The organism is Zymobacter sp. IVIA_12111.31 C1 (assembly GCF_047495495.1).
In the GTDB taxonomy this organism is placed as follows: Bacteria; Pseudomonadota; Gammaproteobacteria; order Pseudomonadales; family Halomonadaceae; genus Zymobacter.
The window spans coordinates 2,602,286-2,628,072 of sequence record NZ_CP179930.1 but is presented as its reverse complement, the minus strand read 5'-3'; the positions used below and the strand labels follow the sequence as shown (position 1 = coordinate 2,628,072).

The following is a 25,787-nucleotide window of genomic DNA, read 5'->3' as shown; positions in this document are numbered from 1 at the left end:
GCAGGTGATGACGACGCCCCAAGGCACGCGTGAGCACCGCCGCACCGTGGGATCTCGCCTTCATGAGACCCTCGCGCAGGGCACGGGCGACGACACGCTGATGAAGGTGCAGGCCTATGCACTGGAAGCCTTCTACAACCAAGACAATGGATTGGGCGACTTCACCCCGGATCGGGTCGTAGCGACGCGAACGGCCACTGGCGTAGTGCTGCGGTTTTCAGGGGAGTGGAAAAGCCGCAATGTGACTTTTGAGGTAACCCTATGTTGATACCGGGCCAGAACCAGCTCTCCAAGCCAGAGATCGTTAAGATCGCGTCGTTCGAGACGCTGCTGGAGGAGCTGAAAAAACACACCGTGGACTATATCGCCAAGAGTGATGCGTCGCTGGCCGAGCAGGTGAAAGACACTTTCACCTATGAATCCGAGATTCTGACCAAGTTGGCCGAAGCGTTCGTTGTGTACGTTCAGACACGTGACCGTGCTTATAACGAGCGCATTACGCAGATGCTGGCGTGGTGGGCGGAAGGCTCGAACCTCGATGCGCGTCTGTCCGATTTGGGGCTAGAGCGCCAAGTGATTTCTCCCGGCGATAGCAGTGCCTATCCGCCAGTCGCTCCGACCTATGAATCCGATGAACACGCACGTCTGCGTTACTACCTTGCGCCGCATGCGCCTGCCGCCGGGTCACGTATGCACTATCGGCGTGAAGTCCTCACGCTGGATGAGCGTGCGCAGGTGTCTGTGACGACGCCCGAAACGGGCAAAGTGGTGGTGACCTATCTCCTTGACAGCAAGGGCTATGCGGCCCAGATCAAGGACGGTAACGGCCTGCGCACTGCGCCCGGCAAGGTGACCGTGACGGTGCTATCGCGCAGTGGCGACGGCACGGCCAGCGATGAATTGCTCACGGCTGTTCGTCGTCACTTTGCACGAGATGACGTGGTACCAGGATCGGATGAAGTGACGGTGCAGGGGGCTGACATCCTGCGTTACGAGATCAACGCCACGGTGTGGATCAACTCCGGGCCGGACGCCGCGCTGACACAAGAAGCGGCACGCAAGGCACTGCAGGAATACGCCGACGAACATCATGTGCTGGGAGGGCGCATCGACCGCTCATGGATCGACTATGTCCTGCATAAGGCTGGTGCTGCGCGCATTGAGGTGGCTTCACCACTGGATTCCATCATCGCCGATGATCACCAGGCGCCTTACTGTAGCGCTATCAATGTTGAGGTACGGACGTCATGAGCGATGACAGTCTGCTACCTATCAACAGTTCGCTGTTAGAGCGCGGATTGGAGCAGGCATGGCAGAAACTGCTAGGGCATCTTGATCCGCCGTTCCCGCACCTGATGACACCAGAGCGAACGCCTGCCGCATTCCTGCCCTATCTTGCTGCCGACCGTGGTGTAAGTGAGTGGCAGTCGACGGATAGCGAGCAGCGCAAACGTGATGCTGTTGCGCTATCGTGGCCGATCAAGCGCCTAGCGGGGACCAAGGCCGCTCTGATTCATGCCATTGAGTCGATGGGCTACACCGCTGAAGTGACGCCGTGGTATGCGCTGTCGCCACAAGGCCAGCCCTACTCGTTCCGTGTCATTTCGAGAACGACGGCGGGATTCGCCCAAGGCGACTTCGATCGTTTGATGGCGCGTCTTGAAGACGCTAAGGCCGAACGCGACACGCTCAACCTTGATATCACCACAGAAGTGCATGGGCAGGTACGCACCGCGATCTATACCAGTTCCGGTGCCGAAGTGACCGTCTACCCTGCGTCGCCGCAGTCGCAGTCGGTCACCGGCCACGCCTTTGGTCGGGCAGCCGCACTGTCGCCCAGTACCCTGACGCGCGTCTACCCACAGCCTGCGGCTTCCGCCGAGAGTGTGGCCCGTGAGCACATGATGGTGCATATCGACTCTCCCTCGACGGTGACAACAGTTTTCCCCGCACGCAGTGGCGATATCGCCGAACACTTTTCAACGCGCATCGCGATTCTCATTCACTCTCCGGTGACGGCAACGACCGTCTACCCCCGTTCTGCATAAGAGACGACATATGGCTAATCACTACACGATTCTGACCGATGTGGGCGCTACCAAGGTGGCCAATGCTCTGCGCTCCGGCTCGCGTATTGAAATCCGTGAGATGGCGCTGGGCGATGGCAACGGTACCCTGCCTCAGCCCGATGGCAGCGCCAAAGCGCTGGTCAACGAACGCTACCGCGCACAGATCAACTCGGCGTCTGTGGATGCCAAGAATGATGCCTGGGTGATCTTTGAGCAGATCCTCGCGCCGGACGTAGGGGGCTGGTGGATTCGAGAAGTCGCGCTTTATGACACCGACGGTGATCTTATCGCCATCGGCAATTATCCCGAACAGTACAAGCCGCTGCTGACGGAAGGTGCCAGCACGACCCAGACCGTTCGCGTCGTGATTCAGGTACTGAGCTCGGCCGCTATTACGCTTAATGTCGACCCCGCCGTTGTACTGGCGACACGTAAAGACCTTGAGAGTGCTGTGCAAGGGCTTGAAGACCGCAAGGCGTCCAAGGACGAATTGAACAAAGCGATTGAAGGGCTGGGAGTGCAGGCTGCGGCTCGCATGACCCACAGCAATGATGCGCTGGCAAGCCTTGAAGGCTCGAAGATTGAAGTGGCCGATACCGCCCAGCTGGTAGAGGCCCGCAAGCTGATTGATGCCCTTGTACCGGCCGGCACCGTGATCCACGTCGCGATGAGCAATGCCCCAGAAGGTTACCTCGCCGCCAACGGTAGTGCCGTATCGCGCCAGACATATGCTCGCCTATTTGCCGCCATCGGCACCACGTTTGGTGGGGGGGACGGCAGCACCACCTTCAACCTGCCTGACCTCCGCGGCGAGTTCATTCGCGGCTGGGATAACGGACGCGGCGTGGACAGCGGGCGACAGATTGGGAGCTGGCAAGCACCAACAGCGCTACGCACAGAGATGGGGCCTACTTGGCCAGATGATCAAGGAAAGTCTATTGGTTTGTGGTATTCAAGCGTCGATAACCAAGGTTTATCTATTAAAGATAGCTTAGTTGTCGATCCTAAAACTCCCAATGGAACAAGCGTAAAAGATAATTCGAATAGCTCTGAAGATAACAGCCTTTATGCAAATTCTATTGACTTTACTTCGACCAATGCATCGAAATCATGGGTTACTATTAGACCTAGAAATATTGCGTTACTGGCATGTATAAAAATATAAATACCATATAAGGTATAGCGATGACTGAACATTATACTATCCTGACTGATAAAGGAGCCTCTAAAATTGCGGAGGCCATCCGCATTGGCCAGAAGATTGAAATAGCTCAGATGGCATTAGGGGATGGGGATGGTAGTCTTCCAAAACCACAAAGCAATGCTACTTCACTTGTAAAAGAACGCTATCGTTCGTCCATAAACAGTGCCAAGGTTGATGAGCATAACAACGCGTGGGTGATTTTTGAGCAGGTGCTGGCCCCGGATATCGGGGGCTGGTGGATTCGCGAAGTTGGTCTGTATGACAAGGATGGCGATCTTATTGCTATCGGTAATTACCCTGAGCAGTATAAGCCGCTACTGACAGAAGGCGCGAGCACTACCCAGACGGTAAGTATCGTTATTCAGGTATTAAGCTCCGATGCGATTACGCTTAAAGTCGACCCTTCTGTTGTGTTAGCTACGCGACAGTATGTCGATGATCGTGTGCAAAATGTATCCACCTTAGTAGGCCAACAGGGTGAAAAATTTCAAAAGGCTATTGAAGAAGGCAATAGCGAGTGGCGGAAAGAAATCGACGGCATTAGAGGCTCTTTGGTAGAGAGATCTGGTCATCTTTCCCATGATGCTGATTGGAATACGTTCAAGACCCCAGGTATTTACAGCGTCGGACCTAGCGAGGGAAACAACAAAGGCAACGGTGCTCCGCCTGCTTCTTATTGGTTCGGAATCCTGATTGTTGAAAAATCGAATGGAGCGCTTGTTCAGCAATATATTCAGCACCGAGATGGTACTCGTACTTTTCAGCGCATGAGCTATTTTGGTAGCGCTGACTGGGATGAACCTTGGGTCGAGCTAGGTGTGGCAGCAGCGGGAACGATTATATATACAGCGAGCCAGGCCGCTCCTACTGGTTATCTTATCGCAGATGGTTCTCCTGTTTCGCGAGAGTATTACGCTAATCTTTTCAGTGCTATTGGCACCACCTTTGGTAGCGGAGATGGCAGCACTACCTTTAATTTGCCAGATCTTCGTGGTGAGTTCATTCGGGGCTGGGATAAAGGGCGTGGTGTTGATAATGGTAGGGTATTCGGTTCTCAGCAAAGTGATGAGCTGAAATCTCATACTCACAGTGTCAATACAACAAATTCTGCGGCAAGTATCAACGACAATGCTGATCCTGTACGAGGTTCTATAACGGGTGGTGCTGCTGTGCGCGCCCATTCCATCAATTCAACCGGCGGGAATGAAACGCGTCCTCGTAACGTTGCTCTGCTTGCCTGCATCAAATATTAAATTATTTCCTCTTTATAACAGGACGCGATAACGCCGCTGTACCTGTATACCCCTCAAACCGCCATTCGGCGGTTTTTTGTTATCTGGAGAAAACAACCATGGCCACTACTCGTGACTATACCGTTGTCGTGCCGTTCCCTCTGGCGGGCGGTCACTGGGCGGAGGCGGGTAACACCGTCGCTCTGCTGGATGTCGAAGCGGCGCAGTTGCTGCGCGTGGGTCGCATCACCTTGAAAACCGACGCTTCTGAAAAAGACGTCAAGAAAAACAACATCATCAAATAAGGACATGATTCATGCCTGAGATCACTAATTTCGAGCATAACGGTGTCGACGTTAAGTTCACGAAGAGCCCGGAATCACTCGGGTCGCTGGGGGGACACGTTGTCGGTCTGGTGGGCACTGCACCAGACAAGGATGCTTCCATCGCGTTTAACACGCCTTTCCGCATTGCGAGCCTGTCTGACTTGGCGAAGCTGGATGTGGCGGGCCACGAAGCGGGTTCGCTCTACCACTGCGTTTACGAAACGCTGAAGAAGACATCGGTCACGATCTACGTGGTCGTTGTGCCTGAAGTGAAGAAAGAAGACGGTACGCTTGATCAGACCGCGACGATGAACAACATCATTGGTGGTGTTGAAGCCGGCACCGATCGTCTGACCGGTCTGCGCCTGCTGCCGACCTGCGCTGAAGTGCCGACCCTGATCGCTTGCCCGGGCTACAGCCATATGGATGGACTGCGCAGTGAAATGGCGTCCATCGCTCAACGTATGATGGCGCTGGTCATTCTTGATGCGCCGGACGTGGCGACCGCTGACGTCGTCAATTACAGCAAGTCGGTCGGCGGTGCGGGCCTTGGCTATGAAGCGGCCTACGTGGCCTATCCGATGCCGAAGATCTACTCCAAAGCGGCCAAGGGCGATATCGCTGTAGCACCGTCCGTGCTGGCTGTCGGCGCGATGGCGGCCAAGAAACCGTGGGAATCCCCGGGCAACCAAGGGGTCAACGCGACGGACATGACGCGCGTCGTCAACTACAACATCCTTGATCGCACTACCGATGGGGATCTGCTCAACCGTTACGGCATCAGCTACTTCGCTCGCACCACGATGGGCGGCTATTCGCTGATCGGTAACCGTTCGCTGATGGGTGAGTTCATCAGTCATGTGGGCCTGCGTTATGCCATCGCACGCAAGCTGGTCAAGGCGGCACAAAAAGCCATGGCCGAGCAGCTGACCAAGTCCTTCATGGAACAGCAGGTCAAGGGCATTTCCGACTGGGGCCAAACGCTCGTCGCAGATCAGGTCGTGCCGGTGTTTGAGTGCTACCTGCACCCTGAGCTGAACACGCTCGAAAACTACAAGAACGGTAAATGGTACATCGTCCTCAACTACGGCCAGTACAGCCCGAACGAAACCATGGTGTACACCATCAATGCTGATGACAGCTTAACTGCAAAATTCCTCGAGGGGGTCCTCAATGGCTAATAACGAACGTTCACGCTTGATGCTTGCTGGCACGCTACAAGGCATGCCGATCATGCAGCAGATCGAATCCTTCGAGCCGCCGACCATCGAAAAAGAAATGAAGTCCGTCCGCGGTGGACGCTTCGCTCCCGACAAGATCATGACCGGCCTGAAAGAGATGGAAGCCTCCATCACCATCAACGGCGTCGGCGGCGTTCTGCTCAAAGAGCTGGGTGTGCTGGAAGGCGGTACGGTCATGCTTGATGTCCGCGAAGCGGGCAAGACCACGGGGGGCGATACCACCAGCACGCACCACTCCATCGGTGGACGTCTGATCTCGGTAAAAGAAAAGACCCTCAAGATGGGTGAGCTGCCGCAGACCGACATCAAGCTGGCGGTGTTCCGTTATCAGCGTACTGACGATGGCTTGCCCGTCGTTAACATTAACCTCAACACGCAGGTCATCGACCTCGGCTGCGGCGACATCATGAGCGATATCCGCCGCGCTGTGCTGATGGTGTAAACCTGCCCCGTTGATCGCGCTGCCCTGCTATTACGGCAGCGCTCCACTTCTGCATGTCCATTGCGACCGCCTTTCACTGGCGGTCGCGCCGTTTCTGGCATCCCACCAGACGTTTTCCGATTACTTGCCTTATTTATAGAGGAAAAACCCATGACCGTAGCGACTTGGACCATCGACGCGTACTCCCTGCATTGGCCGCTGACCGCTGCCGATGGCACGACGATCGACACGCTTGCGCTGAAGCCGATCCTTCATGGTGATCACGCACGCATCATCGACGCCTATGGCGACGATGACGATCGACTGATCCAACTGCTGTCCGTCAGCAGTGGCGTTGACGCCAGTGTGCTGGAGGAGCTGCGCCGTCCTGACTACAACTCGCTGGCCGTGCGCATTGCCGAGCTGGTGACTCAGGATGCGGCGCACTTCATGGGTAGCGACCGCGCGGCTCGTCAGGACCCGGATGCGCCGGAGCTGCTGCTGCCGATCACCGTCAACGGTGAGCAGATCACCTCCGTGACGCTGGCCGTGCCGACGCTCAAGGCGTCGCGCCTGATGACCAAGTACAAGACAGCGTATGAACGCGCGGAATTCATCACGGCGCACTGTACAGGCCTGATGCTGCCGGATCTGGCGCTGCTCTCGGTACCGGACTGGAACACGCTGCAGGAGCGCATCAACGATTTTTTGAACGAAACGGCGGACTCGTTTCAGACCGGGATGTAGAGACCATCACGGACATCGTACCGCTGGTCTATCACGTCAGTGAGCGAGAGGTACTGGAATGGGACGCTGCAAAAGCCTTCAGACGCTACGAGCTAGCCCTCAAGCGTCTGGGCGCGAGTGAGGAGTAGTCTGGTGGCAGATGCAAGTTCTGAATTTAACAAGATGAGCCTGCAGTTCGAGCGGACCACTAAGCGTCTGAACGATCTGCAGGCGTCAGCCGTGCAGTTGGGCGTCATGCTGGCCAGCCTGGATGCCGCCAAGGCAGGAGCGGGCGGTGACGACGGCGAGAAGAAGAGTGCCGGCGGAAGCGGTGGTGATGGCGACTCGAAGGGTGGCAGTGGTGCGCTGGGGGAACTCAAGGCCTGCAAGGAGAAGTTGGACAAGCTGGTCCAGCTGGCCCAGAAGGGGGCAGACTTTGATGCCAAGATTGCCCTGATCGGCCAGTCGATCCCAGGGTTCAACGAAGAGATGCGCCAGCACCTGGCGACTCTCAATCGCAGCTTGGCCTCTGATAAGAACATCGTGGCCTCCGGCGGTGATCGTGATGCGATCCTTCAGGCTCAACAGGAGGCTGTGCAATCGCACAGTCTTGAAGGCGCCAACGCCGATACGCTGGGCGCCTATACCCGCAACATTGGTCTGTATGCGGCCGCGACAGGAACCTCATTTAAGGAAGCTGACGCTGTCGTAAGAGACCTGCATGACAAGCTAGGCATCAAATCGGAAGAAGAATTCACCCGATTCGGTGACCGGATGACAGCGGTCGGCAGTGCGTTGGAGGTTCGCGTCAGTGAGATCGGCGGCGCGTTAGCAACCAGCGGGGCTTGGGCTGACAAAATTGGTGTTTCCAAGGAAGACAGTGCGGCGTTGGTTGCCACACTGCTGAAAGGGGGCATGGATCAGGGCGAAGCCAGCAGCAGCTTTGCCAGCATGATGAAGAGCTTCTCGACGGCCGGCAATCTGTCGGCAGGCGACGCTAAGCGGTTGGGCTTCGGCAGTGGCGCTGAGCTGTATGCCGCCATGCAGAAAGACATGATGGGCACGCTTAACGGGCTGCTCGACAAGCTGGGCGATATGGACCCGGCCGCGCAAATGAAGCTGGCCACACAGCTGTTCGGCGCTGACGGTCAGAAGATCGTCAGGGCGTTGAAGACTGAAGAACAGGATGGTCAGAAAACCTCTTTGGGTGACCAGCTGCGCGAAGCGCGTCTGAAGACGCATTCGGAGATCGACAAAGACGGCAAGGAAAAATATCCCGTTGCTGCCAGCGATACGATGGCGGGCAAGGCCGCCGCCATCAACGACACGGCCAAGGTGCATTTTGGCCAGATGAACAGCGAGTTCGAACGCTTTTCGCTGTTGATGAGTGAATCGCTGGTGCCGGTGACCAAGGCGGTGGTCGACGACGTGACCCTGCTGGTGCGCGGCCTGAACAATTTCCTTGAAGCGCACCCAGCGCTTATGAAGGGGATCGGGGGGATTGCGGCAACGCTTATGGCAGGCAAAGCGGTAGCGATAGGCTTCAAAGCCGCCTTCTCTGGCCTCAAGTTCCTTGCTTCCGACGTCAAGAATATCTTCGGGGGCGGTTCTAGTGGTCGTTCCGGTAATACCGCGCTGGCCTCAAATGCTAAGAAGGCTGCTGGCGCTGTCCACAAGCTGGCTCTGCGTATTGCCGAGTTGGACTCCACGGCATCTTCCGCCGATGGCTTTGGCGGTGACAGTGACTTTGAACGGTCGGGTAAACGTGGAGGGCGCAGGGGGGGTAGGAAGGGCAATCGCGCTGTACGTCAGGCGAGGGCCATGCTGAAACGCTTTGGGCGCACGAAGTTCGGCGGCTTTCTTGGACGGCTTGGCGGTTCGCGTATCGGAAAGATCGCGCTGGCCGGGCTCGGAAGCGAGCTGCTCAGCGGCGATGGCCTGCTGCATGGTGTGATGTCGAAGGGCGCGTCGCTATTCAAAGGTGGCAGCGGGCTGATGTCCAAAGCAGCGGGGATATTCTCCGGTGGCGGTGGTCTGGTTTCCAAAGTGATGGGCAGCGGTGCCCTGAAAGGTGCCGGTAAACTGGCCGGTAAGCTCTTTAAACCGCTGGGCTTGCTGCAAGACGGCTGGAATCTGGCGGAAGGGCTCGCCAATGGTGATTCCCATCAGGTCGGCAAGGCGGCAGGTTCCGCTGCCGGTGGTTGGGGCGGTGGCTTGGCGGGTGCCGCTGCGGGGGCCGCGATCGGCTCGGTCGTGCCCGTGGTGGGTACGGCCATCGGGGGGATCGTCGGGGGCGTACTGGGGAGCCTCGGCGGTAGCGCGGCCGGTGAATGGCTGGGCGACAAGGCTGCGGGCGTCTACGACTGGTTCACCGGCGGTAGCAAGGATAAGAAGGACGGCGAGCAGAACGAAGGCTGGCTGAGCAAAGCGGCCACTATCGCCAAAAGAGCCTCACCGCTGACCATGCTGTTACCCAGCATGGATACCATGAAGTCGATGGGCAGCAAGCTGGCCGATATGGGAAGCAGTGCCTGGCAGTCTCTGCGCGAGAAAGGCAGCAGCATGCTGAACTCCGTTACCGGTGCGGCCAAGGGCATGCTGAACGCAGTACCGTTCAAGGCGATCGGCGGGAAAATCGCCGAGCTGGGTTCCAGCGCTTGGCAGACGATCCGTGATCAAGGTTCGCATCTGTTTAGTACGGCAAAAGGCCTGCTGAGCAAGGTGCCGTTCGACTCGATCGGTCAGACGCTCGCAGGCATGGGCCGTCGTGTATGGCAGTCCGTACGCGAGCAGGGCCGTACGCTGGTGAATTCACTGAAAGGCGCCGCCTCGAATCTGCTGGGTATCGACTCGCTCAAGTCGCTGGCAGGTTCTCTGGCCGAACGCGGCCGTGAAATCTGGACCCACCTCCGCGAACAGGGCGGACAGATGCTGGCCTCTCTCAAGGAACATGCACTGTCGCTGTTGCCTGACAGCAACACGCCCAAGCGCCTCTGGGATTACTTCTTCGGCGATGACGACAGCGCGCTGAAAACTAAAACCATGGACGCGTCCAAGACGCTGCCTGCATCGCGCCTCGACGACCCGAAATCCAAAGCGGATGCGGTCGTCAACAGCACTTCCAGCACCAACACCACCGTGACACAGAACGTTAATGTCACGCTTCACGCCAGCGGTGATGCCGCCCAGAACCAACAGCTGATAGACCAGCTGCTCCAGCGTCTGCGCAGCGAGCTGGCGGGTGGCCACCCTGTTGCAAGCAGTCCGCTGGATCGCCGTATGAATGCTGGCCTGACCGACGCGGCTAACGGCTGAGCACTAGGAGACAACGCATGTATATACAAATGATGCTGGGCGATTTTGCCTTTTCCATTGCCTCCGGTTTCCCTTATGAGTCCCTGTCGAGGACCACCAGCGGTGGGTGGAAGGAAATCGAGCTGATCGATGCCAAGCCCTTTTCCTACAACAACGGCCAAGGGCTGGAAAGCCTGCGTCTGAAAGGCACGGCCTTCCGGTCGGCCGGCATGGCAGGACTGGATACGCTGCGTAAGATGCAGGCCTCTCGCCAGCCGTGGTCGTTGATCGACGCACTGGGACGTAACTGGGGGCGCTATCGGATCGAATCGATTGCCGAGAACCAGTCACAGATCATTGATGATGGTACCGCGATGGTTATCGACTGGGATCTGGAGCTGAAGGAGTTTGCCAATGTGGGTTAGGACACGCGCAGGCGATACCGTCAATGCGCTGCTGTACCGCGAAACGGGACGCAGCGACGATGATGCCGAGGAAGCCCTGTGGGCGCTCAATCTGGGGCTGGCAGAATACGGGCCCATCCTACCAGCTGGGGTGATCGTCCGCCTTCCCGTGCTGGAGGCGCGTGACGCCGAAGTGCGTCAAGCCGTTACGGTATGGGATTGAGGGCGACATCATGAGCATAGGTTATACCCCGAAAGTGACCGTGCACGGTGCCCACGAAGCACTGATCAATGCGCGGCTTATCAGCTGGTCGCACGTCGACGCCTCGGGTATCGAATCCGACAAGCTGACGCTGAAGGTCGATACCCACGGCGTCGATGGTATGCCTGCTGAGGGAGAGAAGATCAGCCTGCACGTGGGCTATCGGGAAAGTGAGGTCATCGACAAAGGCGAGTTCATCATCTCGTCCGTTGAATGCCATCTGTTTCCACCTCAAATTGATATCGAGGCGACGGCCGCGCCGTTCCAGAAAGCCGACGATACCGGCTTCCGTGAACGACGCTCGGCCAGCTACGGCCCCATTACGCTGGGCAATCTCTTTCGGCAATTGACCGCTCGGCACGGCTTTTCGCCCCGCATCGAAGGGGCGCTGGACGGTATCGTGATCGAGCATATCGACCAGACCAATGAAACCGATATGTCGTTTATGACCCGTATCGCGGGCCGCTACGATGCGGTTGCCAAACCGTGGAACAGCCTGTACGTCATGGCGCGGCGCGGCAATGTGAAAATGATCTCGGGTGAAACGCTGCCGACGATCACCTACTCGGTACCGCAGAACCAGCAGCCGGACGAGCACTGCTTTATCGACGCCTCGGTGAGCTACGACTCGCGGCCGCTATATTCGGGCTGTAAGGCCAAGTGGTGGGATGACAAGAAGGCGCAGGGCAATACCGTGACGGTGGGTGAAGCACCGTTCATGACCCTTCAGCAGACGTGGGCGAGTGAAAAGGACGCCACGGTGGCGGCCGAAAACGAGCACCGACGCAAGCAGCGCGAGCGCGCCCGAATCTCGCTGCGGGTGCCCGGCAATCCATTGCTGGCTGCCGAAGGGCTTATCCAGCTCGATGATACGTGGCCGCAAGCCATGCGCGGCAGTTGGTCCATCGACAAAGTGACGGCGTCCAACGGCTCCGGCGCAGGCTATGTCTGCGAAATAGAAGCGACCCGACCTGCGTCATAGCTTTGCTATGGCGCCGTGCATCGACACGTTCTCCCCCGCCTTTGTGGCGGGGGCTTTTTGTCGTTTCGGGCACTTGCTTTCTGCTCGTGCCGGGGCATTTTCCTGTAATGATGCAGGGTCTCCCGCATACCACTGAAAGAAGCGGCGCAAAGCAGCAACACTTTTGTTATCAGGGACGTAGCCGCATTGATGCACTTCGTACTTGATGTGGGGTACCGTAAGAGAGATGACCAGCGGCAGACGTTGCTGCCAGAACACCAGAACAAAAGGAAGGATAGGCCGTATGACTGAGCCGACGACCGTCGTGATGACGCCGCTTGATGCTGGGCAATGGCTCATTGAGCGTGCACGCACCTTTGCCACCGCAGCCCATGCCGCCATCGACCAGCGGCGCAAGTACACCGACGACCCTTATATCGTGCACCCACAGCGCGTTGCCGAACGGGTTGCCAGCGTGCCGCATACGCCTGACATGATCGCGGCCGCCTGGTTGCACGATGTGGTTGAAGATACTGCCGTCACCATTGAAGAGATTCAGCGGGAGTTCGGAGCTGAAGTTGCCGTTCTGGTGGCTGGGCTGACCGATGTCTCGCGGCTGGAAGATGGCAACCGCAAGGTGCGTAAGGCGATCGACCACGCACACTCGGCCCAGCAGTCGCCAGCCTGCAAGACCGTCAAGTTGGCCGATCTTATCGACAACAGCATCACGATTCGTCGTTACGGCAAGGGGTTCGCCCGCATCTTCATGGATGAGATGGCCATAAGCCTGCCGGGACTCAAGGAAGGCGATCCAACGCTGTATGCGGAAGCCTGCGCGATCGTTGAGCACTGGCAGACGCGGCCACGGCATGCAAAAGCGCCGCTCTCTGACGGTGATGCCAGCGCGCAGTAAAGTCGCTGTTCAACCTGACATAGCGAAGGAGATGCCCTAGCCGTTCTCCTTGAGGCATCCGGGTACACGGCAGGCCACCTGCCAGGCGCGGTCGGCTGCCGTCGGGTCGTCGAACAGAGCGGCATGAACGATCGCGCCGTCCAGCTGCATGCAGAGCACGGCGGCCCACTGTTCGGTGTCGGACGTTCCCATCTCTGCCAGCAGCGTCGCGATGAGCTGCGTCAGCCACTGTTTGTGTCGGCGCACCGCGTCGATGATAGCGGCATGGCGGGGGTGCTCATCCAGTGCCTTGATGAACATGCAGCCATGAAAATCCGGCTGCTTGAACCATTGATGGTGCCACTCGAGCAGGCAGCGCAGCCGTTCTTCAGGCTTGGGCGCGGCCTCAACGGCGCGAGTGATGGCGTCGGCCAACTGTTGATGGCGCAGTGCCAGTACTTCCCGAATCAGTACGTCCTTGCTGGGAAAATGCTTGTATAGCGTCATCTTGGAGGCCCCCGCTTCGTCGCGGATGCGATCGACACCGACAGCGATATAGCCATTGGCATTGAAGAGTGCCAAGGCCGTTTCCAGGATATCCGTCCGTTTGCTCATAGACGCTCCTTGGCGTTTGGAGTGGGGTTTACAGCGGTGGTCATGCGGCGTAGTGTACAGACCTGTCTGTACATTATCATGGAGTGGTGCGCGTGTCTTCTCAACCTCGATCTCGATGGCGCTCTGCAGCGCCGGCCCGCCCTGAGTGGCGTGACATTCTGCTGGGATTCATCGGGGGTACGCTGGGTATTGGTGCGCTGGCATGGCTTGCGCTGCAGTCGAGCGTGCCGCTGTTGATCGCATCCTTCGGTGCATCGTGCGTATTGCTGTGCACAATGCACCGCTGGCTCAGCCGCGCAATGTGATCGGTGGTCACGTGCTGACCACGTTCATTGGGTTGGCGGCAATAAACCTGCTCGGTGATAGCCTGTGGGTCTGTGCGCTGGCGACGGGGCTAGGCATTGCTGCGATGCAGGCACTGCGTGTGGTGCATCCTCCCGCGGGAGGCAACCCTTTGATGATCACACTGGCGGGCATGCACAGCTGGACGTTTTTGGTCACACCTGTGCTGGCCGGTGCGGTCACTCTCGTCGTGATTGCCTGGCTGCTGCATCGCCTGCGCCGCCACCCTGTGCGCTGGCCGGTTTACTGGTACTAAAAGCCTGTTTTATAACCCCAATACCTGTGCCATTGAAGGGACGTCAAACCACAGCATTGCGCGAGAAACCGGCTATTTTAGAAAGGGCAGAAGCCATCGCTCAGGTTATGAAACCGTCCCTAGGTCGCTACCGGCGGCAAATTTGCAGCGTTGTGTTGCCGCCGTTTGCAAGACGTTCATAGCTGCCGAGATCCAGTAGGTTGACGTGGTGTCCTTCTGCGCGCAGCGCGTTCATGACCGGTTCAACATAGGGTGAACGTGCTGGCGTCAAGTCGATCAGCGGATGAATACGCACTTCGCGTGCTACGCGCAGTAGCTGATGAATGCTGTCGAGGTGGTAGCGAAGTGACAGCAAGTGGCTATATAGAAAGAGGAAGTGCCCGCATAGCGCCAGATCGAAGCTGTCATCGGCAAAAGGCAATTCTGGAAGACCGCCCGCCACGTAGCGTTGACCTTCACCTTCTGTCCGGAAATCCTCTAAGAACAAAGACATGGCGGCATCATGGCGGTCGGCAACATCGTCTACGTCGGTATACCCTTGAGTTTCCCAGCGGAATAGGTCGTGACGATGGGTGCTCGAATACGAACGGCCGAATTCTGACCCTTGTCGGACGCGTTCTTCGATATGCGCAAGGGGCAGGCCGTAAAGTGGGTCGAAAGAGACGACGCTGCGTTTTTGACGGGTCATTTCGGCATTAAAACAGGCAGGCCCATCGCTGCAGCCCAGAATACGCTTGTCGAGGTCCTGATCCGTCAGCGCGAACATCTGGCAGTATTCGTCCAGATCGCGTCCCCAGTGCACTACTTCTGTTACGTCCATGTCGCTGTATCCATCCGTTGTTCAGGCAGCGTATGCTGTCTGATAAGTTACCTTTTGAGTAACGCGCAGGGATGGTGCATGGGCGCGAACGCGATGTCACCTGTCAGAAGAGGCGTGCCTGCCTAGCCTCTTGTTTTGTCGACCTAATAAGAACGCATGACGTGCAACCACTGACTTAATGCTCAGCGATGTTGCCACCATCAAGGGGGATACGACGTCCCTGTCGTAGGTATCCCGCTGGCTTATTTGCCGAGCCAGCGCTCGACCTGTTCTTCGGCCTTTTTGATGTGTTCTTTGGTGATATGAACGGCCACGACGGCCGTCGCTGCCGCCATGACGCCGATATCATCGGTATAGCCGAGCACCGGCGTCAGGTCGGGAATAGCGTCGATGGGCGAAATGAAGTAGCCCAGTGCGCCGTACAGCGTCGTCTTTGCCCACAGCGGGGTCGACGGATCGCGTGCCGAATAGTACATGCGCAGCGCGGGGTTCAGTGCCTTGCGTCCGGCCTTACGCGATGAGCTGGCCAGTTTTTTCCAGAACCCTTCTTCGCTGTAGTGCTGACGATAGCGGTCAGCGTCGTTTTCCTGGTGCGACATCGTATGTGCTCCATGAATAGTAAAGGTGCTACCGTCGAGAGAACGTTATCTCCCGTGCGGTCATTCCGCCGTATCCGACTGGCGCATACCCAGCCAGTACAGCGGCAGCCCAACGGTTTCGCGAGCGATAGCCAGCAGATCACGCGGCAGTGGATAGCCAGCACGTGCGTAGTGCACGTCGTGTATACCCTGCTGGGCGAAGGCCAGTCGCGTACGCGGCACGTGGAAATACTCGCTGACCACGATCACGCTGTGGAAGCCGTGTTCCGCCATGAGGGGTACCGCGTTGCGTGCCGTGGCCGCTGTGTTGATGCCGGTATTGTCGAGCACGATGGCCGAAGCAGGCACACCATGAGCGATCAGGTAGTCACGCATGACGATCGGCTCGGGGTGCGCGGGGACGCCCGGTCCACCGCTGACAATAATCATCGGCACCATGCCCGCGTTGTACAGTTCTACGGTGCGGTCCAGACGAATGCGCAGGTGAACGGATGGCGTACCGTTATCCTCGACCTTCGATCCCAGAACGATCGCCACGTCACTGGGCTGCACATCGTTGCGCATGCCCACGACACAGATCAGCGTTGCCCCCAGCAGTGCAATCAGCACCACGATCCCTACACACCATGACAGTATGGTCTTCATTTATTATCGCCTTGATATCGTGAGGAGCAGGAGTGTACCAAAGCTTTCCTTGCCGAGAACATTGTCCCGCGTGCTGGCTGATCTAGCTTCTGGTTTGGGGTCATGCCGTGGGTTGATGTTCGATCGTGTCGTATCGGCACTTGGCGGCGATAAGCACATGACGATGGCTGTATTGCTATTGCCATAATGCGGTGGGTAATAACGGTGGCGAGCTAGCAGTGATGTACCGAGTGGATAAGCAGTGTGGTGATAATGTCTTTATATGAGGATGATGGGGCTGAAATCAAGCACCGCGCTACTCTGTGGCCCCGAATGACGGGGTATTGGCGGCAATGGACTGGCGCGATGCAGCGCTCACGGCTTTGACGGGCGTTATGGTATATTCGGCGGCCTGACACGGGGATGTCACCTCTGTTTTTGAGATTATAAATAAACCGTTAGCGCTGCCATCAGCCTGCAAGGGGATACTATGAAATACTGTCAAAGCTGTGCCGCCGAATTGGCCGACAATGCACAGAGTTGCACGAGGTGCGGCTACGTTTTTACTCCCGCGCTTCATCGAAATAAGGCCTCTAAGGCGGCCAGTATCCTACTGTGCATTTTCCTGTGGCCGCTCGGTATTCACCGTTTTATCTGCGGTGATATCGGCGCTGGCGTGGCCATCCTTATTGGCAACCTGCTGGCATGGACTGTTTGTCTGCCGATTCTGGCACCGCTGTGGATCTGCCCGATTGCGTGGTTGATCGACCTGATTGCGCTGTGCAGTGATCGACGCCCCATCTGGAACTGAAATCGCCGCACGCTGCATTTACACGGGAAGGGAAGAGGAGCCTGCGTCACGGCTCCTTCAAGCCTGTCGCCGAGTGTCATATACCGGCTTGTCGTCTCTGCCCGTCGATTTTATTTATCGCTGAGCGCCCACGCGTGATAAACGGTGCGCCATAGCGAGTAAGGCCTTTCGTTCGATGTTGCCATAATGGCGAGTCTGAACGCATTTCGATGCATGTTAAGGGGAGTTCCTGTCGTATCGTGCCTGACGTTCTGCACCGATTGTGCGTGTGGAAAGCGGCCACCTTTTCCCCTGCGCATGCTGAACCTGCATTGTCTCCGGCGCTGGTCCATAAGGGCTGCCGCCATCCTGCGTCATCATTCATGTCATTCATCAGGGGGAACACTCATGACGCTCTACGATATAAAACCGCGCTTTCAGGCGCTGCTGCGACCACTACTGCGGTGCCTGCATGCCCGCGGCGTTACTGCCAATCAGGTCACACTGCTGGCACTGGTGATGTCGGTCATTGCCGGGGTGGCCTTTGCGCTCAGCCCGTCGCCTGTCTTTCTGATTGCACTGCCGGTCTTCCTGTTCGTTCGTATGGCGCTCAATGCTATCGACGGCATGCTGGCGCGTGAATTCAATCAGCAGAGCCGGTTAGGGGCACTGTTGAACGAATTGGGTGACGTGATTTCCGATGCCGCACTGTACCTGCCGTTCGCGCTGCTGCCTTTCAGCTCGGGCATGCTGGTCGTGCTGATGGTGGTTCTGGCCATCCTGACCGAGTTCAGCGGCATTCTGGTACAGACGCAGATCGGCAAGCGCAACTATGCCGGTCCTTGCGGTAAGAGCGACCGCGCGCTGATTTTCGGCGCATGGGGGCTGTGCATAGCGCTCTGGCCGTCGCTGCTGGCGTACAACAATATCGTTTGGTGTGTGGTCTGTATTCTGCTGGGCTGGACGGTTGTTAACCGTTGCCGCGCCGCACTGGCCGCCGAGTGACGCCATCGCAGCGGTTTCGTGGTCAAAGACATAAGCGGAAACCGCCGACGAAAGGGGCCTTACCGCCCTTCACAACAAAGCGCCTATAGCGCAGATGATTATTTTGGCAGGGAAAATTCAATATGACCGAAACTACTCGCATGCCCGTCGAGGGCACGTTTAGCACTAGCGATCATACCGCGCTGTTCTACCGCCACTGGCCTGCCGAGCAGGGCATGACACCGCGCAAGGTGATCGTCATGTTCCACCGTGGTCACGAACACTCCGGACGCTTACAGCATATCGTCGATGAACTGCAGCTGCCGGAGGCGGCGTTCTATGCGTGGGATGCCCGTGGTCACGGCCGCTCTCCCGGCGAACGTGGTCACAGCCCTTCGCTGGGGCGCTCCATTCGCGATGTCGATGAGTTCGTGCGCTTTGCCGCGCAGGACAGCGGTGTCGCGCTGGAAGATGTCACCGTCGTGGCGCAGAGCGTGGGGGCGGTGTTGGTCGCTGCATGGGCACACGACTATGCACCGAAGATTCGCGGGCTGGTGCTGGCCTCGCCCGCATTCAAGGTCAAGCTGTACGTGCCGTTCGCCCGCACGGGGCTGGCGTTGATGCAGCATTGGCGTGGGCTGTTCTTCGTCAATTCCTACGTTAAGGGCAAGTACCTCACCCATGACCCCGAACGCATCGCCAGTTTCAACAGCGATCCGCTGATCACCCGTGCTATTTCCGTCAACATCCTGCTGGCACTGTATCGAACGGCAGAACGTATCGTCAGTGATGCCTCGGCGATCACACTGCCGACGCAGATGCTGGTATCCGGCAGCGACTATGTCGTGCATCGCCAGCCTCAGATCGACTTCTTCGAGGGGCTGCGCAGCCCGGTGAAGGAAATGCACGTGCTGCCGGGGTTCTATCACGACACGCTTGGTGAGAAAGACCGCCACCTGGCGATCGACAAAATGCGCGACTTCATCACGACGCTGTACGCAATGTCGCCGCAACGCATTGACTATCAGCATGAAGACCGCTGGAGCCCGAGCGCGGACACATGGCGCGCGCTGGCCGCTGGCCCAGTGCCGTTTTCAGCAGAGGATCTCGCCTACCGTGCGCTGCGCTATGGCATGAAGGCGCTCGGGACACAGTCCGACGGGGTGCGACTGGGGTTCGATACCGGCTTTGATTCGGGCAGCACGCTGGATTACGTCTATCAAAATGACGCGCGTGGCCGCAATGCGCTGGGTCGTCTGATCGACCGTGGCTATCTGGACAGCGTTGGCTGGAAAGGCATCCGTCAGCGTAAGGTGCACCTGCAGCAGCTGATCCAGGAGGCCGTTGCGCGCTTGCAGGCCAACGATATGCCGGTGCGCGTCGTCGATATCGCCGCAGGTCACGGGCGCTATGTGCTGGATGCGCTGCAGCAGGTCGAGGGCGTTGAGGATATTCTGCTGCGCGACTACAGCGAGCTGAACGTGCAGAAAGGGCAAGCGTTGATTGCAGAGCGTGGGCTGGCAGCGGTGGCGCATTTCGAGCAGGGTAATGCCTTTGATCGCGTATCGCTGTCGTCACTGGCCCCGCAGCCGACGCTGGGCATTGTGTCTGGTCTGTATGAGCTTTTCCCCGACAACGAGCTTATCCGTGCGTCGCTGGCGGGGTTGGCCGACGCCATTCCTGACGGCGGTCTGCTGGTCTACACCGGTCAGCCGTGGCACCCACAGCTGAAGACCATCGCGTGGTCGCTGACCAGCCATCGTGACGGGCAACCGTGGGTAATGCGTGTGCGCTCGCAGGGTGAAATGGATGCGCTGGTCGAGGAAGCGGGCTTCGAGAAGTGTGCTCAGCTGATCGACGAATGGGGCATCTTCACGGTTTCTCTGGCCGTGCGACGCGCGTCATGACCGCGCGGCCCGAGCGCCGGTACCGTCTCTGGGGCATCGCTGTGCTGTGGCTGGCGGTACTGGCACCGTTCTTCTTTCTTACCTATGGACAGGTCAATCAGTTCACCCTGTCGCGAGAAGAAGTGGGCAGTATCGTCTTTGGTTGGGAACATCACATCCCGTTCCTGCCGTGGACGATCATTCCATACTGGAGCCTTGATCTGCTGTACGGGCTGGCGCTGTTCGTCTGCACGTCGCGTCAGGAACTGCATCGACTGGTCGCGCGGCTTGCGCTGGCGTCGGTGCTGGCCTGTGTCGGCTTCCTACTGTTTCCGCTGCGCTTTTCGTTCATCCGGCCAGAAGTGACCGGAATGTTCGGTTGGCTGTTCCATCAGCTGGAACAGTTCGACTTACCGTTCAACCAGTCGCCTTCGCTGCACATCATTCTGTGCTGGCTGCTGTGGTGCCATTATCGCCGTCATGTGCAGGGCCTGATGAGTATCGTTAACACGGGTGGGTTTCTGCTGATCGCCGTTTCAGTACTGACCACATGGCAGCATCATGTCATCGACGTGGTGAGCGGGGCAGGTGTGGGGCTGTTCATCAGCTGGCTGATACCCGAACAGGGCGGCTGGCGCTGGCAGGTTCCCGATGCACGTCGCCGCCAGTTGGCCTGTCGCTATGCGGTGGGAGTGCTGATCTGCGGGGGACTGGCCTGTTTGCTGCCGTGGCTGTGGTGGTTCGCCATCGCGCTGGGCATCATCGCCCTTAGCTATGCTGGGCTTGGGGTCGCGGCGCTACAGAAGGACGAACAGGGGCAGCTGTCTTATGCTGCACGCTGTTTGCTACTGCCGTGGCGCTGGGGAGCTTGGGCGACGGTGCGCTATTACATGCGGCGCGTTCCGGCGCACTCTACTGTGCATGAAGGTGTCAGCCTCGGTGCCTTTCCTCGGCAACCTATAGCGGCTGGTGCGGTGCTTGATCTGACCAGCGAGTTTCCCCGAGCAGCTGTTGCCACCGAAAGTGCGTATCTAGCCGTTCCCATGCTTGATCTGACGCTGCCGGATAGCCCAACGCTGAGCCAGGCTGTCAGAGCGCTGGAAGCGCTGCACCAGCAACATGAGACCGTGCTGGTGCACTGTGCGCTCGGCTTGACCCGCAGTGCCTTGGTGGTCTCGGCATGGCTACTGGCCTATCACCATGCCTCTTCTGCCGATGAGGCGATCCAGCGCGTACGCACCGCACGGCCGCAGATTCTGCTGCCGGAACAGACCGCGGCCTATCTGACCGATTGGCATCAAGGGTACGCGCATGGCTGACGCCTCTCTTTCACTATTGATCGCCACACTGAGAAGCTGGCGTCCGCTGTGGTTGGCCACGCTGCCGCCTTTGGTTGTGGCGCTGCTAATACCGTGCCCGTCGGTTGCGTCGGGGCTGTTCGTGCTGGTTGGGGTGGGCTGGTACGGCTGCTGGCGGCTATGGCTCGACCAGCAGTACTTCATCGTGATGCGTGAAGGCGCTTTTGAGAGCGACGCATTTGGTGCGGAACTGGCCGAGATGTGGCAGCGCCCGCGGCTACGCTCGCTGAGTCTGGCTGAGCGCCAGCAAGGCGCACTGCGCTGGCTGAAGCGTGTGCTGGTGCTGGTCGTCGTACTGTGGGTAGTGGCCGCTGCCGCGTTGTGGTGGGTACCATAGGCCGTCATTAAACGACCACTGGCGCTGTGCCAGTGGTCAACCTTCAGCCTTTTCGATGAGGTGCGTCGGGACGCGTTGCCTGTGGGTCAACGCCGTCTTCGCCTTCTGCTTCTTCGAAATGAAGTGTCTTCAGGTGGCCTTCCAGTCCTTCTTCATCGACATCGGTCAGATCGCGTGCTTCCAGCTCGTGCGCCTTGCGCGCCAGCCGTTCGTCGTCCCGGTCCTGACCACCGTGTTCTGCGGCGTCTGCCAGATCATCGAACTCTTGCGGCAGGTCCTCGGCCGATACCGTTGAACTTTCGCCCGTCAGCAGTTCTTCGACAGCGGCTTCATCATCCAACTGGTCGATTTCGCCTGTCGTCGCGGTATAGCGCTGGTCGATCGTATCGTTGCGTGCCATATGCGGCCTCCCGGATATTTATCCGAATGCTGTACGAGGGGATAGTGCTGTCTTTCAGACTAGGCAAGTCGATGAGGGTTGTCGATGCGCGCCGTACGGGCAGAGGAAAAGGTGGAATCAGATACGCTGCAATCCACGGTTTTAGGGCGACTTCCTAAAAGAAAGTAAAAATGAAGCGGATATTCACTCCCCAAGGGGGTTGCAGGGGGTAGGGGAAGCAGGCGTATACTCCGCCCCCTCTGACGTTCATCCATTTTCATACCGCTGCTGACGACATGTCCAAGATCACTTGCCCAGACTGTAAGAAACGCATTGAACATGCCACGAGTGGTTGCCCAATCTGCGGCTTTCATATCGAAGGCTGGTGGCACCGCGTGGGTCAGCGCCGGCATATGGCCTGGCGCCAGCGTGTGCGTCGTCGCTGGGCACTGGCGACCTCGGCACTGCTGATGGTGACACTGACGGCGCTAGCGAAGCCGGTCAATGCCTTGCATCCTCTGCTCGACGAGATTTCCGCTGATGTGGACGTGGTAACCGTAGTACAGGACAGCGTGGGTGAACTCTAGCCGCTGAGGCCGCCAAGAGATTCATCAAGGATGAATGCGACAACGCCCCCGCACGGATCACCGTGCGGGGGCGTTGTGTTATGGAACGAATCAGGGCTGTGCGGGTGCGTCGTCATCGGACAATGGGTTGCGTTCGGCGGCCATTTCCGGCGTAGCGGCCATGTCCTGATCGAGCGCGCCAGCCACCAGATCATCCGTAACGCGCAGCTCGGCCCCAATCGGTGTCATCTGCGTTGACGGTTCGAACGGTGCGACCGGTACCGGTGCCGGACGAACCATACGGCGCCAGATGAAGAACACCAGCAGGAACAGGTGCAGCACGGCCAGTGACCAGAACAGGCCGCTAGCCCCGACGCCGGACATAACCGGCGAAATGATCAGCGGACTGATGGCTGAACCGAAGGAGTTGATCAGCAGCATCCCTTGAATCATACGTACCAGAGCATCCGCTGAAGTACGGTCGGCCGCGTGACTGACCGATACCGGATAGAGCGAAAATATTCCCCCGCCCAGCAGGAACATCAGCAGACCGATAAACGGTGAGTTTGGCAGTACGATGATGGCGGCTGAAATCAGTACGCAGAGCGCACTCAGCACGATCAGCACCCGTTGACGATCCTGTCGGTCGGACCAGCGGCCCACCGGATACTGCAGCAGCATGGCCCCGAAAATCACGTAGGCCATCATATGGCCCACCTGACGGACGTCCATCCCTACGCGTTGAAGGTAGAGCGGTAGCAGTGAATAGATGGCCGCCAGCGCGATCCCCGACCCGAAACAGCCCATCACCCCTGTCGGCGTCAGCTTCAGCAATTGCTGCGGCATGACCGGTTCGACGCGCTCCATCTCTGGGGCGATACGGGGAATGACCACCATCGGAACGACCGACAGCGCGGACAGCGTGCCCGCCAGCATGAACGGCGAGTCGACGCCCATACCGTCGATGTTGCCTAACCCCACCTGGCTGATCAGGCAAGAACCGTAGAGCGCAATCATGTAGACCGCTAGCAAGCGGCCGCGATTGTTTTGATCGGCGGCCAGCAACAGCCAGCTTTCCACTACCAAAAACACGCCCATCGTCGCCCAGCCATTGATCAGGCGCAGCACGAACCATGCCCACGGATTGACCAGCATGCCTTGCAGCAGGATGGTGACGGCGGTCAGCGAGGCGAAACTGCTGTAAGCGCGGATATGGCCCGTGCGGATGATCAGACGGTCATTGCAGAACGCCCCGATTGTCAGTCCGACGAAGTAGGCAGCACTGATAAGCCCGATCACCATTGCCGATTCACCCATGGCATCTAGGCGCAGCGGTGTCAGCGACGAAATCAGCCCGTTACCGGTACTGATGATGAAAAGGCCGAGAATGGGCGCAATCGTGATTGCCAGCAAGTGACGGGGCATGACCACCTCTAATTGGGCTGGGGTGCGACGGGATCGCAGACATCATAGAACGCGAGGGCCACATGGGCTGCCCTCAAGTAAGGAGTAGGAGGCGGCGCTAGATCTGAAAGATGACCCATGACGCATTCGACGCATAAACACCGGACGCTATCGGGTTACCGCTGAGGCGGTGCCGCACCGTGAGTCATATACGACCAGAGCAACCCAAAGATCAAGCATTTCGTCATGCTGACCGCGCATCGCATATCAACAGGTGCCAGGGGAGCGTGCGGCCAGCGCCGTGCCGGAGGGTCAATGAAGGGCACAGTGGCAAGGCATGAGCAGCGTGCAATTGTGGAAGGTTATTTTCAATTCGCTACAGGGATGCCACTGCATGATAGCGGTTCATAGGATACGCTGACCGCAAAGGCCGGGGCCGGCGCGGAATCATATCGTGCCTGACAGTGTCTGACTGGAATATCGGGCCAGCGAAAGCGGGCGCTTACGCCGAGTACAGGAGAAGGCGACGTATGTCACCAGCGCAGGAATGGGTTCAGGTAGTCGATGCACGCAATCGACCCTGTGGGTCAGCAACGCGGGCGTTCGTGCGCCGCTTCAAGCTCTGGCATCAGGCCAGCTATATCTTCGTGCATAACGCCCAAGGGCAACTGTGTGTGCAGCGGCGCACCATGACCAAGGACATCTTTCCGGGCGCCTATGACCTAGCGGCGGGTGGCGTCGTGGATGCGGGTGAAAGCCTGCACGCGGGAGCGCGCCGCGAGCTGTTCGAAGAGCTGGGTATCCGGCGCCGCAAGCTGACGCACTGTTTCGATTTCCGCTATACCGATGCGCGCCTGCACTGCTTCGGCGGGGTGTATCTGACCGAGCACAATGGCCCACTGGCGTTGCAAGCCAGCGAAGTGGTCGATGTGCAGTGGCTGACCCCGCAGCAGGCGCTGGCGCTCGATAATGTCACTCCGGATACCCGCGTGGCGTTGTCGATGCTGGTCTCACAGGGCTGGCTGACGGCCGCCTGAGCACGATTCCACTGTCACGGACGACATGACAAACACCCGTTCGGCAAACGGCCCGTTCCGCTTCGCGGGCTGCGCCATCACCCGCTAGAATGAAGGCTCTATGCTCTTTCCTCTTGCTCAGCCAGACGCCCGTGCCGCGCCGAGGGAAGGGCTATCAGGCAAGGGCCGTTGCCGTCAGAGTGCGAGGAAATGTTCATGTCACTGTATTCGCTTCCATGCCATACGCTGGAAGGGACGCCCTTCAACTTGCATGCGCTCAAGGGGCAGGTGTTGTTGATCGTCAACATCGCTACCCATTGTCGTTTTACCCCTCAGCTGGCCGCGCTGGAGGCCCTGTACGAACGCTATCACGATCAAGGGCTGACGCTGCTGGCGTTCCCCTGTGATCAGTTCGCCCATCAGACGCCTGAGGAAGGGCGCGATATCGCCAGGGCCTGCGCGAGCTACAGCATCCAATTCCCGTTGATGGAAAAAGTATTCGTCAATGGACGTAATGCCCATCCGCTTTTTGCCTATCTTGAGCGTGAAGCCCGCGGCGTGCTGGGCACTCGTGCGATTAAATGGAATTTCACCAAGTTCCTGATTTCCCGCGATGGGCAGGTGCTGCATCGCTATTCACCGACGCTGCGTCCCGAGCGCATGCGGCGTGACATCGAGCGCGCACTGGACACCCCCGCACGTTGAATGCTTGTGCACCAGCGCTGCAGTCGGCAGGATAGGCCCCTTTTGCGGGCATGCCCGTACGTCATGATCATTGG

General features: G+C 58.4%; 29 protein-coding genes. 23 read left to right on the top strand and 6 right to left on the bottom strand.

Annotation, left to right across the window (positions count from 1 at the left end; genetic code table 11):
* The first annotated feature begins 7 nt into the window (after positions 1 to 7).
* From ACMHYW_RS11715 to ACMHYW_RS11650, 14 genes are all read left to right on the top strand, one after another.
* Positions 8 to 268: a hypothetical protein gene (locus ACMHYW_RS11715; protein ID WP_414500073.1), complete on the top strand. Its 261-nt coding sequence runs from the start codon at positions 8 to 10 to the stop codon at positions 266 to 268.
* The gene (locus tag ACMHYW_RS11710; protein WP_414500072.1) at positions 262 to 1,251 is read left to right on the top strand and encodes a baseplate J/gp47 family protein; all 990 of its coding nucleotides are present in this window, start codon (positions 262 to 264) and stop codon (positions 1,249 to 1,251) included. The genes ACMHYW_RS11715 and ACMHYW_RS11710 overlap by 7 nt, the downstream gene beginning before the upstream one ends.
* The gene (locus tag ACMHYW_RS11705; RefSeq protein ID WP_414500071.1) at positions 1,248 to 2,048 is read left to right on the top strand and encodes a phage tail protein I; all 801 of its coding nucleotides are present in this window, start codon (positions 1,248 to 1,250) and stop codon (positions 2,046 to 2,048) included. Before ACMHYW_RS11710 ends, ACMHYW_RS11705 begins: the two co-directional genes overlap by 4 nt.
* 10 nt (positions 2,049 to 2,058) lie before the next feature.
* Positions 2,059 to 3,234, top strand: a complete 1,176-nt coding sequence (locus ACMHYW_RS11700; RefSeq protein WP_414500070.1) for a phage tail protein — start codon at positions 2,059 to 2,061, stop codon at positions 3,232 to 3,234.
* A 20-nt stretch (positions 3,235 to 3,254) separates the two neighbouring features.
* Positions 3,255 to 4,526, top strand: coding sequence for a phage tail protein (locus ACMHYW_RS11695; protein ID WP_414500069.1), 1,272 nt, complete (start codon positions 3,255 to 3,257; stop codon positions 4,524 to 4,526).
* A 98-nt stretch (positions 4,527 to 4,624) separates the two neighbouring features.
* Entirely contained in the window at positions 4,625 to 4,810 is a 186-nt protein-coding gene (locus ACMHYW_RS11690) for a hypothetical protein (protein WP_414500068.1), read from the top strand.
* Between the two features lie 11 nt (positions 4,811 to 4,821).
* Positions 4,822 to 6,012, top strand: coding sequence for a phage tail protein (locus tag ACMHYW_RS11685; protein WP_414500067.1), 1,191 nt, complete (start codon positions 4,822 to 4,824; stop codon positions 6,010 to 6,012).
* Positions 6,005 to 6,514: a phage major tail tube protein gene (locus ACMHYW_RS11680; protein ID WP_414500066.1), complete on the top strand. Its 510-nt coding sequence runs from the start codon at positions 6,005 to 6,007 to the stop codon at positions 6,512 to 6,514. Before ACMHYW_RS11685 ends, ACMHYW_RS11680 begins: the two co-directional genes overlap by 8 nt.
* 150 nt (positions 6,515 to 6,664) lie before the next feature.
* On the top strand, positions 6,665 to 7,240 hold the full coding sequence (locus ACMHYW_RS11675; RefSeq protein ID WP_414500065.1) for a phage tail assembly protein: 576 nt from the start codon (positions 6,665 to 6,667) through the stop codon (positions 7,238 to 7,240).
* A gap of 132 nt (positions 7,241 to 7,372) precedes the next feature.
* Positions 7,373 to 10,534 (top strand): phage tail tape measure protein, encoded by a 3,162-nt coding sequence (locus ACMHYW_RS11670; RefSeq protein WP_414500064.1) that lies wholly within the window; start codon positions 7,373 to 7,375, stop codon positions 10,532 to 10,534.
* 17 nt (positions 10,535 to 10,551) lie between these two features.
* Positions 10,552 to 10,938 carry a phage tail protein gene (locus ACMHYW_RS11665; protein ID WP_414500063.1) on the top strand — a complete coding sequence of 129 codons (387 nt, stop codon included), beginning with the start codon at positions 10,552 to 10,554 and terminating at the stop codon, positions 10,936 to 10,938.
* Positions 10,928 to 11,140: a tail protein X gene (locus ACMHYW_RS11660; RefSeq protein ID WP_414500062.1), complete on the top strand. Its 213-nt coding sequence runs from the start codon at positions 10,928 to 10,930 to the stop codon at positions 11,138 to 11,140. The genes ACMHYW_RS11665 and ACMHYW_RS11660 overlap by 11 nt, the downstream gene beginning before the upstream one ends.
* Before the next feature lie 10 nt (positions 11,141 to 11,150).
* Entirely contained in the window at positions 11,151 to 12,161 is a 1,011-nt protein-coding gene (locus ACMHYW_RS11655; RefSeq protein WP_414500061.1) for a phage late control D family protein, read from the top strand.
* A 283-nt stretch (positions 12,162 to 12,444) separates the two neighbouring features.
* On the top strand, positions 12,445 to 13,053 hold the full coding sequence (locus ACMHYW_RS11650) for an HD domain-containing protein (RefSeq protein WP_414500060.1): 609 nt from the start codon (positions 12,445 to 12,447) through the stop codon (positions 13,051 to 13,053).
* Between the two features lie 36 nt (positions 13,054 to 13,089).
* Here ACMHYW_RS11650 and ACMHYW_RS11645 read toward each other — a convergent pair whose 3' ends face one another.
* A complete protein-coding gene (locus tag ACMHYW_RS11645) occupies positions 13,090 to 13,647 on the bottom strand; it encodes a TetR/AcrR family transcriptional regulator (protein ID WP_414500059.1) in 558 nt (185 codons plus the stop codon).
* A gap of 202 nt (positions 13,648 to 13,849) precedes the next feature.
* Between ACMHYW_RS11645 and ACMHYW_RS11640 the strand changes: the two genes are divergently transcribed.
* Positions 13,850 to 14,245, top strand: a complete 396-nt coding sequence (locus tag ACMHYW_RS11640) for an HPP family protein (RefSeq protein WP_414500058.1) — start codon at positions 13,850 to 13,852, stop codon at positions 14,243 to 14,245.
* Positions 14,246 to 14,372: 127 nt separating this feature from the next.
* Here ACMHYW_RS11640 and ACMHYW_RS11635 read toward each other — a convergent pair whose 3' ends face one another.
* From ACMHYW_RS11635 to ACMHYW_RS11625, 3 genes are all read right to left on the bottom strand, one after another.
* Positions 14,373 to 15,065 (bottom strand): hypothetical protein, encoded by a 693-nt coding sequence (locus ACMHYW_RS11635; RefSeq protein ID WP_414500057.1) that lies wholly within the window; start codon positions 15,063 to 15,065, stop codon positions 14,373 to 14,375.
* Between the two features lie 242 nt (positions 15,066 to 15,307).
* Entirely contained in the window at positions 15,308 to 15,664 is a 357-nt protein-coding gene (locus ACMHYW_RS11630) for a YkvA family protein (RefSeq protein ID WP_414500056.1), read from the bottom strand.
* A gap of 60 nt (positions 15,665 to 15,724) precedes the next feature.
* The gene (locus ACMHYW_RS11625) at positions 15,725 to 16,309 is read right to left on the bottom strand and encodes a YdcF family protein (RefSeq protein WP_414500055.1); all 585 of its coding nucleotides are present in this window, start codon (positions 16,307 to 16,309) and stop codon (positions 15,725 to 15,727) included.
* 469 nt (positions 16,310 to 16,778) lie between these two features.
* Here ACMHYW_RS11625 and ACMHYW_RS11620 point away from each other — a divergent pair, with 469 nt between their 5' ends.
* From ACMHYW_RS11620 to ACMHYW_RS11600, 5 genes are all read left to right on the top strand, one after another.
* Positions 16,779 to 17,099: a zinc-ribbon domain-containing protein gene (locus ACMHYW_RS11620; protein ID WP_414500054.1), complete on the top strand. Its 321-nt coding sequence runs from the start codon at positions 16,779 to 16,781 to the stop codon at positions 17,097 to 17,099.
* Between the two features lie 387 nt (positions 17,100 to 17,486).
* Complete coding sequence (locus tag ACMHYW_RS11615; RefSeq protein WP_414500053.1) at positions 17,487 to 18,083, top strand: CDP-alcohol phosphatidyltransferase family protein; 597 nt, start codon at positions 17,487 to 17,489, stop codon at positions 18,081 to 18,083.
* 122 nt (positions 18,084 to 18,205) lie between these two features.
* Entirely contained in the window at positions 18,206 to 19,969 is a 1,764-nt protein-coding gene (locus ACMHYW_RS11610; protein WP_414500052.1) for a bifunctional alpha/beta hydrolase/class I SAM-dependent methyltransferase, read from the top strand.
* Positions 19,924 to 21,267, top strand: a complete 1,344-nt coding sequence (locus tag ACMHYW_RS11605) for a phosphatase PAP2/dual specificity phosphatase family protein (RefSeq protein WP_414500051.1) — start codon at positions 19,924 to 19,926, stop codon at positions 21,265 to 21,267. Before ACMHYW_RS11610 ends, ACMHYW_RS11605 begins: the two co-directional genes overlap by 46 nt.
* Positions 21,260 to 21,643: a hypothetical protein gene (locus ACMHYW_RS11600; RefSeq protein WP_414500050.1), complete on the top strand. Its 384-nt coding sequence runs from the start codon at positions 21,260 to 21,262 to the stop codon at positions 21,641 to 21,643. Before ACMHYW_RS11605 ends, ACMHYW_RS11600 begins: the two co-directional genes overlap by 8 nt.
* A gap of 43 nt (positions 21,644 to 21,686) precedes the next feature.
* Here ACMHYW_RS11600 and ACMHYW_RS11595 read toward each other — a convergent pair whose 3' ends face one another.
* Positions 21,687 to 22,043 (bottom strand): hypothetical protein, encoded by a 357-nt coding sequence (locus ACMHYW_RS11595; protein WP_414500049.1) that lies wholly within the window; start codon positions 22,041 to 22,043, stop codon positions 21,687 to 21,689.
* 275 nt (positions 22,044 to 22,318) lie between these two features.
* Here ACMHYW_RS11595 and ACMHYW_RS11590 point away from each other — a divergent pair, with 275 nt between their 5' ends.
* The gene (locus tag ACMHYW_RS11590) at positions 22,319 to 22,609 is read left to right on the top strand and encodes a hypothetical protein (RefSeq protein WP_414500048.1); all 291 of its coding nucleotides are present in this window, start codon (positions 22,319 to 22,321) and stop codon (positions 22,607 to 22,609) included.
* A gap of 90 nt (positions 22,610 to 22,699) precedes the next feature.
* Here the strand turns inward: ACMHYW_RS11590 and ACMHYW_RS11585 are convergent, their stop codons facing one another.
* On the bottom strand, positions 22,700 to 24,013 hold the full coding sequence (locus tag ACMHYW_RS11585; protein ID WP_414500047.1) for an MFS transporter: 1,314 nt from the start codon (positions 24,011 to 24,013) through the stop codon (positions 22,700 to 22,702).
* 509 nt (positions 24,014 to 24,522) lie between these two features.
* On the opposite strand from ACMHYW_RS11585, the gene ACMHYW_RS11580 reads away from it, so the two are divergent.
* Entirely contained in the window at positions 24,523 to 25,029 is a 507-nt protein-coding gene (locus ACMHYW_RS11580) for an NUDIX hydrolase (RefSeq protein WP_414500046.1), read from the top strand.
* A gap of 195 nt (positions 25,030 to 25,224) precedes the next feature.
* Positions 25,225 to 25,713, top strand: coding sequence for a glutathione peroxidase (locus tag ACMHYW_RS11575; RefSeq protein WP_414500045.1), 489 nt, complete (start codon positions 25,225 to 25,227; stop codon positions 25,711 to 25,713).
* Positions 25,714 to 25,787: the final 74 nt, after the last annotated feature.

Excerpts from the sequence above, each read along its gene's own strand:
- ACMHYW_RS11710 (WP_414500072.1), top strand. The coding sequence starts at position 262 with ATGTTGATACCGGGCCAGAACCAGCTCTCCAAGCCAGAGATCGTTAAG.
- ACMHYW_RS11675 (WP_414500065.1), top strand. The coding sequence starts at position 6,665 with ATGACCGTAGCGACTTGGACCATCGACGCGTACTCCCTGCATTGGCCG.
- ACMHYW_RS11580 (WP_414500046.1), top strand. The coding sequence starts at position 24,523 with ATGTCACCAGCGCAGGAATGGGTTCAGGTAGTCGATGCACGCAATCGA.
- ACMHYW_RS11600 (WP_414500050.1), top strand. The coding sequence starts at position 21,260 with ATGGCTGACGCCTCTCTTTCACTATTGATCGCCACACTGAGAAGCTGG.
- ACMHYW_RS11590 (WP_414500048.1), top strand. The coding sequence starts at position 22,319 with ATGTCCAAGATCACTTGCCCAGACTGTAAGAAACGCATTGAACATGCC.
- ACMHYW_RS11695 (WP_414500069.1), top strand. The coding sequence starts at position 3,255 with ATGACTGAACATTATACTATCCTGACTGATAAAGGAGCCTCTAAAATT.
- ACMHYW_RS11625 (WP_414500055.1), bottom strand. The coding sequence starts at position 16,309 with ATGAAGACCATACTGTCATGGTGTGTAGGGATCGTGGTGCTGATTGCA.
- ACMHYW_RS11645 (WP_414500059.1), bottom strand. The coding sequence starts at position 13,647 with ATGAGCAAACGGACGGATATCCTGGAAACGGCCTTGGCACTCTTCAAT.
- ACMHYW_RS11605 (WP_414500051.1), top strand. The coding sequence starts at position 19,924 with ATGGGGCATCTTCACGGTTTCTCTGGCCGTGCGACGCGCGTCATGACC.
- ACMHYW_RS11705 (WP_414500071.1), top strand. The coding sequence starts at position 1,248 with ATGAGCGATGACAGTCTGCTACCTATCAACAGTTCGCTGTTAGAGCGC.
- ACMHYW_RS11620 (WP_414500054.1), top strand. The coding sequence starts at position 16,779 with ATGAAATACTGTCAAAGCTGTGCCGCCGAATTGGCCGACAATGCACAG.
- ACMHYW_RS11685 (WP_414500067.1), top strand. The coding sequence starts at position 4,822 with ATGCCTGAGATCACTAATTTCGAGCATAACGGTGTCGACGTTAAGTTC.
- ACMHYW_RS11615 (WP_414500053.1), top strand. The coding sequence starts at position 17,487 with ATGACGCTCTACGATATAAAACCGCGCTTTCAGGCGCTGCTGCGACCA.
- ACMHYW_RS11585 (WP_414500047.1), bottom strand. The coding sequence starts at position 24,013 with ATGCCCCGTCACTTGCTGGCAATCACGATTGCGCCCATTCTCGGCCTT.
- ACMHYW_RS11660 (WP_414500062.1), top strand. The coding sequence starts at position 10,928 with ATGTGGGTTAGGACACGCGCAGGCGATACCGTCAATGCGCTGCTGTAC.
- ACMHYW_RS11655 (WP_414500061.1), top strand. The coding sequence starts at position 11,151 with ATGAGCATAGGTTATACCCCGAAAGTGACCGTGCACGGTGCCCACGAA.
- ACMHYW_RS11640 (WP_414500058.1), top strand. The coding sequence starts at position 13,850 with ATGGCTTGCGCTGCAGTCGAGCGTGCCGCTGTTGATCGCATCCTTCGG.
- ACMHYW_RS11610 (WP_414500052.1), top strand. The coding sequence starts at position 18,206 with ATGACCGAAACTACTCGCATGCCCGTCGAGGGCACGTTTAGCACTAGC.
- ACMHYW_RS11630 (WP_414500056.1), bottom strand. The coding sequence starts at position 15,664 with ATGTCGCACCAGGAAAACGACGCTGACCGCTATCGTCAGCACTACAGC.
- ACMHYW_RS11595 (WP_414500049.1), bottom strand. The coding sequence starts at position 22,043 with ATGGCACGCAACGATACGATCGACCAGCGCTATACCGCGACGACAGGC.
- ACMHYW_RS11715 (WP_414500073.1), top strand. The coding sequence starts at position 8 with ATGACGACGCCCCAAGGCACGCGTGAGCACCGCCGCACCGTGGGATCT.
- ACMHYW_RS11665 (WP_414500063.1), top strand. The coding sequence starts at position 10,552 with ATGTATATACAAATGATGCTGGGCGATTTTGCCTTTTCCATTGCCTCC.
- ACMHYW_RS11690 (WP_414500068.1), top strand. The coding sequence starts at position 4,625 with ATGGCCACTACTCGTGACTATACCGTTGTCGTGCCGTTCCCTCTGGCG.
- ACMHYW_RS11650 (WP_414500060.1), top strand. The coding sequence starts at position 12,445 with ATGACTGAGCCGACGACCGTCGTGATGACGCCGCTTGATGCTGGGCAA.
- ACMHYW_RS11575 (WP_414500045.1), top strand. The coding sequence starts at position 25,225 with ATGTCACTGTATTCGCTTCCATGCCATACGCTGGAAGGGACGCCCTTC.
- ACMHYW_RS11680 (WP_414500066.1), top strand. The coding sequence starts at position 6,005 with ATGGCTAATAACGAACGTTCACGCTTGATGCTTGCTGGCACGCTACAA.
- ACMHYW_RS11700 (WP_414500070.1), top strand. The coding sequence starts at position 2,059 with ATGGCTAATCACTACACGATTCTGACCGATGTGGGCGCTACCAAGGTG.
- ACMHYW_RS11635 (WP_414500057.1), bottom strand. The coding sequence starts at position 15,065 with ATGGACGTAACAGAAGTAGTGCACTGGGGACGCGATCTGGACGAATAC.